At 34.1% G+C, this 14,552-nt stretch carries 12 protein-coding genes and 1 pseudogene; 11 read left to right on the top strand and 2 right to left on the bottom strand.

The window, feature by feature from the left end; genetic code table 11:
- Window positions 1-106: 106 nt before the first annotated feature.
- A pseudogene (locus SH09_RS08400) lies at window positions 107-1,027 on the top strand (SLC13 family permease); the annotation flags it as partial.
- Between the two features lie 104 nt (window positions 1,028-1,131).
- On the opposite strand, the gene pheA reads toward SH09_RS08400, so the two are convergent.
- The gene (pheA, locus tag SH09_RS08395; RefSeq protein ID WP_042739204.1) at window positions 1,132-1,950 is read right to left on the bottom strand and encodes a prephenate dehydratase; all 819 of its coding nucleotides are present in this window, start codon (window positions 1,948-1,950) and stop codon (window positions 1,132-1,134) included.
- 37 nt (window positions 1,951-1,987) lie between these two features.
- Window positions 1,988-3,052, bottom strand: coding sequence for a nitric oxide synthase oxygenase (locus tag SH09_RS08390; RefSeq protein ID WP_042739203.1), 1,065 nt, complete (start codon window positions 3,050-3,052; stop codon window positions 1,988-1,990).
- Window positions 3,053-3,285: 233 nt separating this feature from the next.
- Between SH09_RS08390 and SH09_RS08385 the strand changes: the two genes are divergently transcribed.
- From SH09_RS08385 to ligA, 10 genes are all read left to right on the top strand, one after another.
- The gene (locus SH09_RS08385) at window positions 3,286-4,755 is read left to right on the top strand and encodes a nicotinate phosphoribosyltransferase (protein WP_042739202.1); all 1,470 of its coding nucleotides are present in this window, start codon (window positions 3,286-3,288) and stop codon (window positions 4,753-4,755) included.
- Window positions 4,748-5,569: an ammonia-dependent NAD(+) synthetase gene (gene nadE / locus SH09_RS08380; protein WP_042739201.1), complete on the top strand. Its 822-nt coding sequence runs from the start codon at window positions 4,748-4,750 to the stop codon at window positions 5,567-5,569. The genes SH09_RS08385 and nadE overlap by 8 nt, the downstream gene beginning before the upstream one ends.
- A gap of 83 nt (window positions 5,570-5,652) precedes the next feature.
- Window positions 5,653-6,231, top strand: a complete 579-nt coding sequence (locus SH09_RS08375; protein WP_042739205.1) for a DUF2179 domain-containing protein — start codon at window positions 5,653-5,655, stop codon at window positions 6,229-6,231.
- Window positions 6,228-6,416 (top strand): NETI motif-containing protein, encoded by a 189-nt coding sequence (locus SH09_RS08370; protein WP_042739200.1) that lies wholly within the window; start codon window positions 6,228-6,230, stop codon window positions 6,414-6,416. The genes SH09_RS08375 and SH09_RS08370 overlap by 4 nt, the downstream gene beginning before the upstream one ends.
- A 234-nt stretch (window positions 6,417-6,650) precedes the next feature.
- Complete coding sequence (gene purB, locus SH09_RS08365) at window positions 6,651-7,946, top strand: adenylosuccinate lyase (RefSeq protein WP_042739199.1); 1,296 nt, start codon at window positions 6,651-6,653, stop codon at window positions 7,944-7,946.
- A 98-nt stretch (window positions 7,947-8,044) separates the two neighbouring features.
- Complete coding sequence (locus tag SH09_RS08360; RefSeq protein ID WP_042739198.1) at window positions 8,045-8,347, top strand: YerC/YecD family TrpR-related protein; 303 nt, start codon at window positions 8,045-8,047, stop codon at window positions 8,345-8,347.
- A 205-nt stretch (window positions 8,348-8,552) separates the two neighbouring features.
- Window positions 8,553-9,242, top strand: a complete 690-nt coding sequence (locus SH09_RS08355; RefSeq protein WP_042739197.1) for a M15 family metallopeptidase — start codon at window positions 8,553-8,555, stop codon at window positions 9,240-9,242.
- Window positions 9,243-9,640: 398 nt separating this feature from the next.
- Window positions 9,641-10,333: a heptaprenylglyceryl phosphate synthase gene (gene pcrB / locus SH09_RS08350; protein ID WP_042739196.1), complete on the top strand. Its 693-nt coding sequence runs from the start codon at window positions 9,641-9,643 to the stop codon at window positions 10,331-10,333.
- Window positions 10,330-12,537 (top strand): DNA helicase PcrA, encoded by a 2,208-nt coding sequence (gene pcrA, locus SH09_RS08345; protein WP_042739195.1) that lies wholly within the window; start codon window positions 10,330-10,332, stop codon window positions 12,535-12,537. Before pcrB ends, pcrA begins: the two co-directional genes overlap by 4 nt.
- A 3-nt stretch (window positions 12,538-12,540) precedes the next feature.
- Window positions 12,541-14,544, top strand: a complete 2,004-nt coding sequence (gene ligA, locus SH09_RS08340; protein ID WP_042739194.1) for an NAD-dependent DNA ligase LigA — start codon at window positions 12,541-12,543, stop codon at window positions 14,542-14,544.
- Window positions 14,545-14,552: the final 8 nt, after the last annotated feature.

Here is a 14,552-nt window from a genome sequence, read left to right as displayed (position 1 = left end):
GTACACAAAGTAGATACGCATAATCAAGTGTTGCAAATGTATATTGATGAGGGATTGTTTACATTGAAATTAAGTGAGATTGTTGAAATAAAATAAATGGGGGTATGGTCTACATACTTTAATTGGAACGCCTCCATTAATCATTTTGAAGGGTCAGTATCAGTCGGCTTTCGGTGAGGAAATTAGTTTCGCAAAATGGATGATTATTGGGGTTCCTACGGTGATTATTTTACTGGCAATTGTCTGGGCTTATATTCGATTTGTAGCATTTAAACATGAAATGAAAACTTTGCCTGGTGGTCATAATGTTATCAAGGATAAACTTGATGAGTTAGGCAAGATGAAATTTGAAGAAAAGGTCGTTCAATTTGTGTTTATTTTAGCTAGTTTTTTATGGATTAGTAGGGAATTTTTATTAAAGCGTTGGGAATTAACATCTGAAGTTGCAGATGGCACAATCGCTATATTTATATCTGTCTTATTATTTTTAATACCTGCGAAAAATAAAGCTAAGCATAAACGTATTATTGATTGGGATGTCGCAAAGGATTTACCTTGGGGTGTCTTAATATTATTCGGAGGAGGTTTAGCATTAGCTAAAGGTATCTCCTCAAGTGGATTGGCAAAATGGTTGGGCGACCAATTACGCTTAATAGAAGGCGTCAGTCCATTACTTATCGTTATTGTTATTACTTTATTTGTACTCTTCTTAACAGAAATCACATCGAATACAGCTACAGCGACAATGATATTACCTATATTAGCTACACTATCAGTAGCAGTAAATGTTCACCCATTATTATTAATGGTGCCAGCAGCTATGGCAGCTAATTGCGCATACATGCTACCGGTTGGAACACCTCCAAATGCCATTGTTTTTGGAACAGGTCGGATTACGATAAAGAAAATGGCAAGTGTAGGATTTTGGGTAAACATGATCAGTGTGGTCGTTATCGTACTTATTGTCTATTTCCTAGTACCACCAGTGTTAGGTATAGATATTACGAAACCATTGCCACTGAAATAATATGTAAAAAAAGCGATAATGTCGACACTAAAATTGTGTCACATTATCGCTTTTCGTATTTGTTAAAACTTTGTTTTGACGAAAAATGGTGAAAGTTTTTATATCTATGATTTATCTGATAGGTCCATTTTATTAAAGGAACCAATTACTGTAACTTCAAAGTCTAAAGTATTTAATATTTTAATCACTTTATTAAGCTCGTCATTAATAGGTGAGTCAGCCTGTACGAAAAAGTGATACATACCTAGCTGTGTCTTTAATGGACGTGATTCAATCCACGATAAGTTAATATTAAATAATGCGAATGTGTTTAATATGCTCGCCAATAATCCAGGTTTATCATATTTTGGTGTGATGAGTACCATGCTATCACTTGCATCTTTAATATGCTGAGGTTGATTACTCACAACTAAAAAACGTGTTGTATTATGTGGAAAGTCTTGGATATTGTGAGCGATTGCTTTATATCCATATGGTTCGCCACTGCCTAAGGGTGCAATAGCGCCAGTTTGATCTGAAATTTTATCTAGGCTACTGATTGTACTTTCGACATAATCATAATCAAATCCGTGGTTTTGAATATATTGACTTGTCTGACTGATTGCCGGTGCAATGGAATAGACTTTGTTAATATCATTAACAGTTGCATCGTCCGGGCCATAAAGTGCAAATTGAATATCTAAATGTAATTCACCTTGTGCATAGATATTTTGTTGAGTTAATGCATCAGCGACGATATTAATGGTTCCCTCAATTGAGTTTTCAATCGGAACGACTGCGATACTTTCGTCATCATGAGATACTGCTTGAACGACCTCGTATAAATTTGATTTAGGTATAAAATCATATGCATCTTCAGATTTATATTGTTTTGCAGCTAAGTAAGAAAATGTACCCTTCGGTCCCAGATAATAAAGTTTCATAACGTTACCCCTTGTTCTATATGTTGATTACGTACTTTTAATGAAAAGGACAACCGGTCGGTGCTTTCTTTTTATAATGAAAATTAGGATCCTTGATCTCGTTTTTATACCCATGATGATAGTTTGGAACTAATGACGGTGACAAAGATGGTGCTAACCAAGACCATTTTCCTGTTACTTCACGACCTGCAGTATGTTCTGCTTGTTCAAACATTTCAAATTGCTTTGATGCAGTTAAATGATCCACTATAGAGACGCCTTCATTTCTAAAAGAATGGTAGACTGCATAATTTAATTCGACAAGTGTTCTATCTTTATTAAAAGTATTATTCCTAAGTGTATCAAATTCAAAGGCATCTGCAACAGTTTCTAATAAATTATAACGATAATTATCTGTGAAATTTCTAACTGCAATTTCATTGACCATATACCAACCATTAAAGGGAGCAGTTGGATAAGTAATACCACCTATGCTTAAATCCATACTTGAGATAATTGGTACTGCATACCATTTGAGACCTAATGATTGTAATTTTGGGTAACGGTCATGAGTAATTGGCACTTCCTTAATTAACGATTTTGGATAGTTATGGTACTTAATACTATCATTTGGCATTTGATAGATAAGTGGAAGAATATCAAAGTTTGTATGCTCGCCTTGCCAACCTAGATGTTGTGCGAGTGTTGTAACTTCCTTCTCTGCTGGGTCACCTAAATCGTCATAACCGGCATAGCGAATTAATTGATTATTGTATATAGTAGGTGGATTTGTAGCACTGAAAATAGTGATATAAGGTTTGATTCTACCATTATTTGTAGCGTGTTCAATATGATTTTCAATTTCTGTTATAAACTCTGTTTCAGTATGAATTGACCTTGCATCATTGACGGTTAAAGATTCCCAGAATAGTCTTCCGATACAGCGATTTGAATTACGCCATGCCATTTTAGCACCGTACGTGAGTTCAGCTGTTGTGTGCTCATACGTACCAGTGTTAGTGATGGCGTGTTCAATTTCTGATAAGCGTTGACGTAATGTGTCGTTGCTATAATTTAATTCATTATACATTGCTTTAATAAACGCTTTGGCTTCATTTAACATTTCTAACACCTCATAATATATTATAAAAGATTTGCTCTTAAATATAATGAGATAATTTGAAAATTCATTATTTTGTTTTGTTTCAGTCACATAATCATCATAATTTTAATTTTTATATGGAAATTGTACAATATATATAAGGTATAGAAAGAACATAAAATCCATCATATTTAAGGTGCTATCAGTGTTTCTTTTATGCTAAACTAATGGAAAAGCTGATTGGAGAGATAATTGTGTACCAATTTGAAGATGATACATTTGTATTACATAATGATTTATATCAAATAAATATGGCTGAAACATACTGGAATGATGGCATTCATGAGCGATGGTCAGTATTTGATTTATATTTTAGAAATATGCCATTTGACAGTGGTTACGCTGTATTTAATGGATTAAAAAAAATTATAGATTTTATTAGTGATTTTCATTTTTCAGCAAATGATATTGCGTATTTAAAATCAATTGGCTACCAAGATGACTTTCTAGGCTATTTAAAGGACTTGAAATTCACTGGTCATATACGCTCAATGCAAGAAGGGGAACTTTGCTTTGGGAATGAGCCGCTACTTCGAGTAGAAGCACCGTTAATTCAAGCACAACTTATAGAAACCATGTTGTTGAATATTGTGAATTTCCACACGCTAATTACAACAAAAGCGAGTAGAATTAGACAAGTTGCGAGAAACGATAAATTAATGGAATTTGGTACGCGAAGAGCACAAGAAGCAGATGCTGCTTTATGGGGAGCGAGAGCTGCATTTATCGGTGGTTTTAATTCAACGAGTAATGTGAGAGCTGGCAAACTATTTGATATCCCTGTATCTGGCACACATGCGCATGCAATGGTACAAGCATATGGCGATGAGTATATTGCCTTTAAAAAGTACGCAGAACGTCATAGAGATTGTGTGTTCTTAGTTGATACGTTCCATACATTAAAGTCAGGTGTACCAACAGCAATAAAGGTTGCTAAGGAGTTAGGTGACAAAATAAACTTTGTTGGTATCCGTTTGGATTCAGGGGATATCGCTTATTTATCTAAAGAAGCTCGAAAAATGTTAGATGAAGCGGGCTTTAAAGATGCCAAAATTATTGCCTCAAATGATTTAGATGAAGAAACAATCATGAGTTTGAAATCACAAGGTGCAAGAGTCGATTCGTGGGGCGTTGGCACGAAATTAATTACTGGCTACGATCAACCAGCACTTGGTGCGGTATATAAACTTGTTGCCGTCGAAAATGAACAAGGTGAATATGTAGATCGTATTAAATTATCTAATAATGCTGAAAAGGTAACAACACCAGGTAAAAAGAATGTTTACCGTATTATTAATAAGAAAACAAACAAAGCAGAAGGTGACTACATTACATTAGAACATGAAAATCCAAATGACGAAGCACCTCTGAAATTGTTCCATCCTGTCCACACATATAAAATGAAATTTATTAAATCATTTATAGCTAAGGACTTACACAGTGATATTTTTAAAGATGGACAACTCGTTTATGACTTACCAAGTGAAAAGGAAGCGCAACGTTATTTAACAGAGAACCTTTCACATTTATGGGAAGAAAATAAACGTCATTTAAATCCACAAGAGTATCCAGTTGATTTAAGTACTGCATGTTGGGAAAATAAACATAAACGTATATTTGAAGTGGCTGAACATGTAAAGGAGATGGAGGAAGAACATGAGTAATTTACAAGATATTATCGTAAAGGAAATGAAAGTGAAACCTGAAATAGATAGTAAAGCTGAAATTCGTAGCATCATTCAATTTATTAAAGGTTATATACAAACGCATTCTTTTATTAAGTCATTGGTATTAGGTATTTCTGGAGGGCAAGATTCAACATTAACAGGTAAATTATGCCAAATCGCAGTTAATGAATTGAGAGAAGAGCAAATAGATTGTCAATTTATTGCAGTGAAATTACCCTATGGTCAACAACAAGATGCGGACGAAGTAGAGGATGCATTAGCATTTATTCAACCGGATAAGACAATTACAGTAAATATTAAGCCTGCGGTTGATCAAAGTGTACAGTCATTAAAAGAGGCTGGAATTGAACTTACTGATTTCCAAAAAGGTAATGAAAAAGCACGTGAACGTATGAAGGTGCAATTTTCTATTGCTTCAAATAAACAGGGCATTGTTGTAGGTACGGATCATTCAGCAGAAAATATTACTGGATTTTATACTAAATATGGTGACGGTGCAGCAGATATCGCACCGATATTTGGTCTGAATAAGCGACAAGGTAGACAGTTATTACAAACTTTAGATGCCCCAAGTCATTTATATGAAAAAACACCAACAGCAGATTTAGAAGAAGACAAACCGCAATTACCAGACGAAGAAGCTTTGGGTGTCAGCTATAATGACATTGATGATTATCTAGAAGGTAAGCCAGTGTCTAGTGAAGCGAAGGCGACAATTGAACAACACTATATCAAAACAGCACATAAAAGAGAGCTAGCATACACAAGATATTCATGGCCGAAAAATTAAATTTAGCGTAATTTTTTTAGTGACAAATAAAGTGTGAGTTGATAAAATTACTTAAATTTAATGTATGAGAAAGGACAATGAATATGTCAGTAATAACTTCTAATCCGTGGTTAATGGTATTAGCGATATTTGTAGTTAATGTTGCATATGTATCATTTTTAACAATGCGAACAATATTGACGTTAAAAGGTTATCGATATGTTGCTGCTGTCGTTAGTTTTTTAGAAGTCTTAGTTTATGTTGTCGGTCTAGGGATGGTAATGTCAAGTTTAGACCAAATTCAAAATATTATTGCTTACGCTTTTGGTTTTTCAATCGGTATTATTGTAGGGATGAAGATAGAAGAAAAATTGGCTCTCGGCTATACTGTCGTCAATGTTACATCTTCAGAGTATGAATTAGATTTACCGCGACAATTGAGAGATTTAGGGTATGGTGTAACACACTATACTGCTTACGGTAGAGACGGTGACCGCTTAATTCTACAAATTTTAACGCCGAGACGATTTGAGTTTAAATTAATCGATACAATTAAACAAATAGACAATAAGGCTTTTATCGTAGCATATGAACCACGTACGATACATGGAGGCTTTTGGGCTAAAGGTCTTAAAAGTAAGAAACTTAAACAATATGATACGGATGAAGTTGAAAGTATATGAAAAAACAACAAAAATTCAAAGTAGAAGAAAACGAATCAATTCAGGATTGTTTACAGCGCATGCGTGAAGCAGGGTATATGCCGGTGAAACGTTTCGAAAAGCCTGTTTACAAAGAAAATAAAGACGGTAGTGTCGAAGTGCTAAGACAAGATATTGAATTTGTAGGTCGTTTAATGGAATCTTAAAATAATGATCGCATGGTGTTACCATGCGGTCTTTTTTTAAAGGATGAATTTAATTGAACTGAACAACAAGTTAAAAATTTTAAAAGAAAACCTAAAAGGTTTATACATTTGATAATAATTCTGTTAAACTAGTAGTGAAGAGATTAAACACGAACTTTAAACTCTATTTTTCATTAAATGTACATGTTTTTGGGTTTGTGAACTAAAACTTACGTAAGATAGGAGCTTATTTCAATGATTGAACGTTATTCAAGAGAAGAAATGTCAAATATTTGGACTGACCAAAACCGCTATGAAGCATGGTTAGAAGTGGAAATTCTAGCATGTGAAGCTTGGAGTAAATTAGGGGACATCCCGGAAGAAGATGTAAAGAAAATCCGTCAAAATGCAAAAGTGAATGTAGAACGTGCGCAAGAAATTGAGCAAGAAACACGTCATGACGTCGTTGCATTTACTAGACAAGTTTCAGAAACTTTAGGTGAAGAGCGTAAGTGGGTTCATTATGGTTTAACTTCAACAGATGTTGTAGATACTGCTTTGAGTTATGTAATTAAACAAGCAAATGACATTATTGAAAAAGATTTAGAGAGATTTATCGAAGTATTAGCACAAAAAGCAAAAGATTATAAATATACATTAATGATGGGACGTACACATGGTGTTCATGCTGAACCTACTACATTTGGTGTGAAGATGGCACTTTGGTACACAGAAATGCAACGTAATTTAGAGCGTTTTAAACGTGTAAGAGAAGAAATTGAAGTTGGTAAAATGAGTGGAGCAGTTGGTACATTTGCAAATATTCCACCAGAAATTGAAGCATATGTATGTGAGCATTTAGGAATTGATACTGCACCGGTTTCTACTCAAACATTACAACGTGATAGACACGCTTATTATATTGCGACATTAGCCTTGATTGGCACTTCTTTGGAAAAATTCGCAGTAGAAATTCGTAATTTACAAAAAACTGAAACAAGAGAAGTTGAAGAAGCATTTGCTAAAGGTCAGAAGGGTTCTTCAGCAATGCCTCATAAACGTAATCCTATCGGTTCTGAAAACATTACAGGTATCGCACGTGTGATCAGAGGTTACGTTACAACAGCCTACGAAAATGTACCATTATGGCATGAACGAGATATTTCACATTCATCTGCTGAACGTATCATGTTACCGGATGTTACTATTGCACTAGATTACGCATTAAATCGATTCACAAATATCGTGGACAGATTAACAGTCTATGAAGATAATATGAAAGCAAATATTGATAAAACATTTGGTCTAATTTATTCACAACGTGTTTTATTAGCATTAATTAATAAAGGTATGGCACGTGAGGCAGCTTATGACAGTGTTCAACCTAAAGCAATGGAATCATGGCAAACTAAGACACCATTCAGAACTTTAATTGAACAAGACGATGCAATTACAAGTCAATTGTCAAAAGAAGAATTAGATGAATGTTTCAATCCTGAACATCATTTAAATCAAGTTGATACAATTTTTGAACGTGCAGGTTTAGTTTAAAAGTTAACTTAACTTGAATTTTTCAATAAAAATCGTTACACTTTAATGTGTTAGTACGTTAAAACGAGATTAAATTGAAAAATACAGGGGTTGTTTTTATGCAAATAGAAAAATTAAGAGGACAAGCATTGGACGAATTGTTTGATGCAATTTTAACGCTTGAAAATCGTGAAGAATGTTATCAATTTTTTGATGATTTATGTACCGTAAATGAATTACAGTCATTATCACAACGATTACAAGTAGCTAAAATGATTAAGCAAGGTTACACTTACGCAACTATTGAACAAGAATCAGGTGCTTCAACTGCTACAATTTCTCGAGTGAAGAGATCTTTACAGTGGGGGAACGATGCCTACACTGTTATTCTTGAACGCATGAATATTGAAACAGCCGACTAAATAATAATTAATTACTACCAACTATGTCATAGAACTGAGTTGGTAGTTTTTTTACTATAAAAATCTTTTTTATTGTGATAAATTTTGTTGTATGTAATATTGGATGTTGACATAGTAAAGTGTAGCTTGTTAATTATTATGCGTGTATATTGGGGGATAAATGATGTGATAAGCGTATGCTTTTATATGATGGAAGGGGTAATTTATGTTAAAAAAGTTGATGATTAGCAGTGTGATTTTTATTATAATTTGTTTGATTATTATCGTCTGGTTAATCATATCGGTTGTTAAGTCTTATAATAAAAATACAGAAGAAGCAAATACAATGATAAAGCCGACTCATGCGGTGCCAATCATCACCAAAGCACAGGGCGTTACACGAGTGAATGGTCATGTCATTGTTAACAAACGTTATAGCCTACCTCCAAACTATAAGCCAAAGGAAAATAAGCATGCGCGCCATCAGCTTGATAAATTATTAGAAAATGCTCAAAAGGATAACATGGATTTAAACTATGTCAGTGGCTATCGTAGTTATAATGAACAAAAGAAAGTAGTAGCAGCATATGAGAAAAAAGACGGTAAAATGACAGCAGAGCAATATACAGCGAAACCAGGTCATTCTGAACATCAAACTGGATTGGCATTTGATGTTGGTACTCATAGACCAATGAAAGATTTTCATAAAGACTTTCAAAATTCTAAAGAAGCACATTGGTTAGAGCGTCATGTAGCTGAGTATGGTTTTATTATTCGTTATCCCAAGGGACAATCTAAACAAACTGGGTATGCTTATGAAGCATGGCATATTAGGTATGTTGGTAAAACATTAGCGAAAATAATCACAGATGAACATACTAATTTAGAACATTATTACGAAATACAATCAAAATAATAACTTAAGTTAAAAGCGCTTGGATCATGAATTTCAATTTCAGAATAATAGCGCCAATACGTAATGATTAGTACCCTTCAAAATTGACACTGGAAAATGTTAACTTTGAAGGGAATTTTTTATGGCTGGCTGAAATCCTCCTCCAAAACCTATCAAACGACATACAATTTATAAAGTGTGGGATATTTATTACCCATTTTTGTTAAATAAAGAAAGGAATTATAATACCTTGTAACTATTAAAGAATGAGAAAAAGTGAATAAATACTACCTGCATTTAGTTAAATGGATGTTAACAAAAAACTCGCTTATTGAGTCGCTCATTTTTAACATCATTTTAGAAACCACTGGCTAAAAATGATATAATACAATGTATGCTAAATAAAGGAGTAACATATCATGTATGACATAAAACAGTGGGAACATATTTTTAAATTAGACCCTGCAAAAACAATCTCAGATGAGGATTTGGAATCATTATGTATGTCAAACACTGACGCAATCATTATCGGAGGGACTGACAATGTTACAGAGGATAATGTAATCCAGTTAATGAGTCGTGTAAGACGTTATCCATTACCTTTAGCTTTAGAGGTTTCTAATGTTGAAAGTGTAATGCCAGGATTTGATTTTTATTTTATTCCAACCGTCTTAAATAGTAATGACGTTAAATTTCATAATGGCATATTATTAGAGGCTTTAAAGTCATTCGGTCATGTTATTGATTTCGATGAAGTCGTGTTTGAAGGTTATGTTGTGTTGAATCCTAAGAGTAAGGTTGCCGAATTGACTGATGCGAGCACAGATTTGTCAATTGAAGATATTGAAGCGTATGCTCAGATGATTAATGATATGTATAAGTTGCCTGTCATGTACATAGAATATAGTGGGACATATGGTAATAAAGATTATGTAAAAGCTGCAGCTGATATGTTAACTGAAACACAATTATTTTATGGTGGTGGTATTGACAGTTTAGAGGCTGCAAGAGAAATGGCAGCATATGCAGATACCATAATTGTCGGAGATGTTATATATACAGATATTAAACAAGCATTAAAAACAGTTAAAATAAAGGAGTCACATAAATGAATGCATTAGTTAGTAAGATGAATGATGAACAAAGCCAAGCAGTACGTACGACTGAAGGTCCATTGCTGATAATGGCAGGAGCAGGATCAGGTAAGACACGTGTATTAACACATCGTATAGCTTATTTGCTTGATGAAAAAGATGTGTCTCCATATAATGTGTTAGCAATAACGTTCACAAATAAAGCTGCAAGAGAAATGAAAGAACGTGTAGAGGCATTAGTTGGCGAAGAAGCGCAAGTAATTTGGATGTCAACATTCCATTCAATGTGCGTGAGAATATTAAGACGTGATGCTGATCGTATAGGTATTGAAAGAAACTTTACGATTATCGATCCAACAGATCAAAAGTCTGTCATTAAAGATGTATTGAAAAATGAAAATATCGATAGTAAAAAATTTGAACCAAGAATGTTTATCGGAGCAATCAGTAACCTTAAAAATGAATTGAAAACACCGGAAGATGCTCAAAACGAAGCTCAAGATTACCATTCACAAATGGTAGCTACAGTATATAAAGGTTATCAAAGACAACTTTCACGTAATGAGGCATTAGATTTTGATGATTTAATCATGGTAACAATTCGTTTATTTGAACGTGTGCCAGAGGTGTTAGATTATTATCAAAATAAATTCCAATACATTCATGTGGATGAGTATCAAGATACCAATAAGGCACAATATACGTTAGTTAATTTATTAGCAAGTAAATTTAAAAACTTATGTGTCGTAGGTGATTCAGACCAGTCTATTTATGGTTGGCGTGGTGCAGATATTCAAAATATTTTATCATTTGAAGAAGACTATCCAGAAGCAAAGACTATTTTCCTAGAGCAAAATTACCGTTCTACAAAAAATATTCTGAACGCAGCTAATGAGGTAATTAAACATAATTCTGAAAGAAAGCCGAAAGGACTTTGGACTGGTAATACTGATGGTGATAAGATTCATTATTATGAGGCTACGACAGAGCGTGATGAAGCGGAATATGTTGTTCGTGAAATGATGAAGCATCAACGCAATGGTAAGAAGTATCAAGATATGGCTATTTTATATCGTACAAATGCACAATCTCGTGTATTAGAGGAAACATTTATGAAATCGAATATTCCTTATACGATGGTTGGTGGTCAAAAGTTCTATGATCGTAAAGAAATTAAGGATCTATTAAGTTATTTACGTATTATTGCAAATAGTAATGATGACATCAGTTTACAACGTATTATAAATGTTCCTAAGAGAGGTATAGGTCCGTCATCAGTGGATAAGATACAAGCATACGCAAATCAAAATGATATTAGTATGTTTGATGCCTTAGCAGAAGTAGACTTTATTGGATTATCTAAGAAAGTGACACAAGAATGTGTTCAGTTTTATGAGGTAATGCAAAACTTAATAAAACAACAAGAATTCTTAGAAATTAGTGAAATTGTAGTCGAAGTGCTTGAAAAATCTGGGTATAGAGAAATGTTAGAACGTGAACAAACTTTAGAATCAAGAAGTCGTTTGGAAAATATTGATGAATTTATGTCTGTACCGAAAGATTATGAAGAAAATACACCACTTGAAGAACAATCATTAATTAATTTCTTGACGGACTTATCATTAGTTGCAGATATTGACGAAGCGCAAATCGAAGATGGTGTTACATTGATGACAATGCACTCTGCTAAAGGTTTGGAGTTTCCAATTGTCTTTATAATGGGTATGGAAGAATCACTGTTCCCACATATTAGAGCTATAAAAAGTGACGATGATCACGAAATGGAAGAAGAACGTAGAATATGCTACGTAGCCATTACAAGAGCAGAAGAGACATTATATATAACTCACGCAACTTCAAGAATGTTATTTGGGCGCCCACAATCTAACGTGCCATCAAGGTTCCTAAGAGAGATTCCTGAAGATTTATTAGATAAAGTAAATCAATCTAAGCCAAGATCACAAACTACCAATGGATTTAAATCAGCGACGAAACAACCAGCAAAGCGTGGATATAGTAGACGCGCGACAACATCAAGTAATTCGCAATCAACTTCAGATTGGAAAGTTGGAGATAAAGTCATTCATAAATCTTGGGGTGAGGGTATGGTTAGTAATGTAAATGAAAAGAATGGTTCAGTAGAATTAGATATTATTTTCAAATCTCAAGGACCTAAACGATTACTCGCTCAATTTGCACCGATAGAAAAGAAAGGGGAATAACACTTGGCAGAGTTACAAACACGTGTAAAAACGTTACACAAATTATTAAACCAATATAGTTACGAATACTATGTACAAGATAACCCATCGGTACCCGATAGTGAATATGATAAATTATTACATGAATTAATCGACATTGAAGCAGAACATCCAGAATTGCGTTCACCAGATTCACCAACAGTAAGAGTTGGTGGATCGGCGCAATCTACATTTGAAAAGGTTGCACATGATACACCAATGTTGAGTTTAGGCAATGCATTCAATGAAGAAGATTTGCGCAAATTTGATCAGCGTATCAGGGACCTTATTGGTCCAGTTGAATATATGTGCGAATTGAAAATTGATGGATTAGCCGTTTCTCTTAAATATGAGAATGGTCGTTTCGTACAAGGCTTAACACGTGGCGATGGGACGATTGGTGAAGACATTACAGAAAATTTACGTACCATTCATGCGATACCATTAAAAATCAACGATACGCGAACTTTTGAAGTTCGTGGTGAGGCATACATGCCACGTCAATCATTTATTAATTTAAATGAAGAAAAGGAAAAAAATGATGAGCAACCTTTTGCCAATCCACGAAATGCTGCAGCAGGTTCATTACGCCAATTAGATTCTAAATTAGCGGCCAAACGTAAATTGAGCGTATTTTTATATAGTGTCAATGACTTTACACAGTTTAATGCTGTTACACAAAGTGAAGCGTTAGATGAGTTAGATGAACTAGGATTTAAAACGAATCACGAACGCCAACGTGTAGAAACGATAGACGAAGTTTTACAATATATTGAAAAATGGACAGCACAGCGTGAGGATTTACCTTATGACATTGACGGTATAGTTATAAAGGTTAATGCTATTGACCAACAAGATGAATTAGGTTTTACTCAAAAATCGCCAAGATGGGCCATTGCATATAAGTTTCCAGCTGAAGAAGTGATTACAAAGCTAAAAGATATTGAACTAAGTATTGGGCGAACTGGCGTAGTCACACCAACTGCAGTATTAGAACCTGTTAAAGTTGCAGGGACAACAGTATCACGTGCCTCGTTACATAATGAAGACTTAATACATGAAAAAGACATCAGAATTGGTGACAGTGTAATTATCAAAAAGGCTGGAGATATCATTCCGGAAGTTATAAAAAGTGTTATCGACAGAAGACCTGAAGATGCGACTGTTTATCACATGCCTACGCATTGTCCAAGTTGTGACCATGAACTTGTTCGTATTGAAGGAGAGGTAGCACTTAGATGTATCAATCCTAAATGTCAGGCACAATTGGTAGAAGGTATGATTCATTTTGTTTCTAGACAAGCAATGAATATTGATGGTTTAGGTACGAAAATTATTCAACAATTATATGAAAACGAAAAAATTAAAGATGTAGCAGATATTTTTTATCTAACGGCAGAAGACCTATTACCACTAGAGAGAATGGGTGAAAAGAAAGTCAATAATCTTTTAACTGCGATTGAAAATGCTAAATCTAATTCTCTAGAACAATTACTTTTTGGTTTAGGTATACGACATCTAGGGGTAAAGGCGAGTAGAGTTATTGCTGAAAAATATGGCTCTATCGATAAATTATTTGAAGTAACCGAGGAAGAATTTACCAGTATTCATGATATTGGTCATAAACTCGCTCAATCAGTGGTTACATATTTAGAAAATGAAGATATTCGTGCGCTAATTGATAAACTTAAAGCGAAAAATGTTAATATGCTTTACAAAGGTGTGAAAGTTTCTGAAGTGGAAGGTCACCCTGAGTTCAATGATAAAACAATTGTATTGACCGGTAAGTTACAACAGATGACTAGAAGTGAAGCTTCTAAATGGTTAGAAAATCATGGTGCTAAGGTGACAAGTAGTGTCACTAAGAGTACAGATTTAGTTATTGCTGGTGAAGATGCTGGTTCAAAATTAACAAAAGCTGAAAAGTTTGGTACTGAAGTCTGGTCAGAAGAAGAGTTTATGAATAAACAAAAAGAAATTGAGGGATAGAGGAGATC

It is taken from the genome of Staphylococcus gallinarum, from assembly GCF_000875895.1.
GTDB lineage: Bacteria > Bacillota > Bacilli > Staphylococcales > Staphylococcaceae > Staphylococcus > Staphylococcus gallinarum.
This window is presented reverse-complemented; position numbering and strand designations above follow the sequence as displayed.

What these genes read in the sequence shown, in the direction of transcription:
- pcrA (WP_042739195.1), top strand. Translation starts at nt 10,330, where the DNA reads ATGAATGCATTAGTTAGTAAGATGAATGATGAACAAAGCCAAGCAGTA.
- purB (WP_042739199.1), top strand. Translation starts at nt 6,651, where the DNA reads ATGATTGAACGTTATTCAAGAGAAGAAATGTCAAATATTTGGACTGAC.
- pcrB (WP_042739196.1), top strand. Translation starts at nt 9,641, where the DNA reads ATGTATGACATAAAACAGTGGGAACATATTTTTAAATTAGACCCTGCA.
- SH09_RS08375 (WP_042739205.1), top strand. Translation starts at nt 5,653, where the DNA reads ATGTCAGTAATAACTTCTAATCCGTGGTTAATGGTATTAGCGATATTT.
- SH09_RS08390 (WP_042739203.1), bottom strand. Translation starts at nt 3,052, where the DNA reads ATGTTAAATGAAGCCAAAGCGTTTATTAAAGCAATGTATAATGAATTA.
- SH09_RS08360 (WP_042739198.1), top strand. Translation starts at nt 8,045, where the DNA reads ATGCAAATAGAAAAATTAAGAGGACAAGCATTGGACGAATTGTTTGAT.
- pheA (WP_042739204.1), bottom strand. Translation starts at nt 1,950, where the DNA reads ATGAAACTTTATTATCTGGGACCGAAGGGTACATTTTCTTACTTAGCT.
- SH09_RS08370 (WP_042739200.1), top strand. Translation starts at nt 6,228, where the DNA reads ATGAAAAAACAACAAAAATTCAAAGTAGAAGAAAACGAATCAATTCAG.
- nadE (WP_042739201.1), top strand. Translation starts at nt 4,748, where the DNA reads ATGAGTAATTTACAAGATATTATCGTAAAGGAAATGAAAGTGAAACCT.
- SH09_RS08355 (WP_042739197.1), top strand. Translation starts at nt 8,553, where the DNA reads ATGTTAAAAAAGTTGATGATTAGCAGTGTGATTTTTATTATAATTTGT.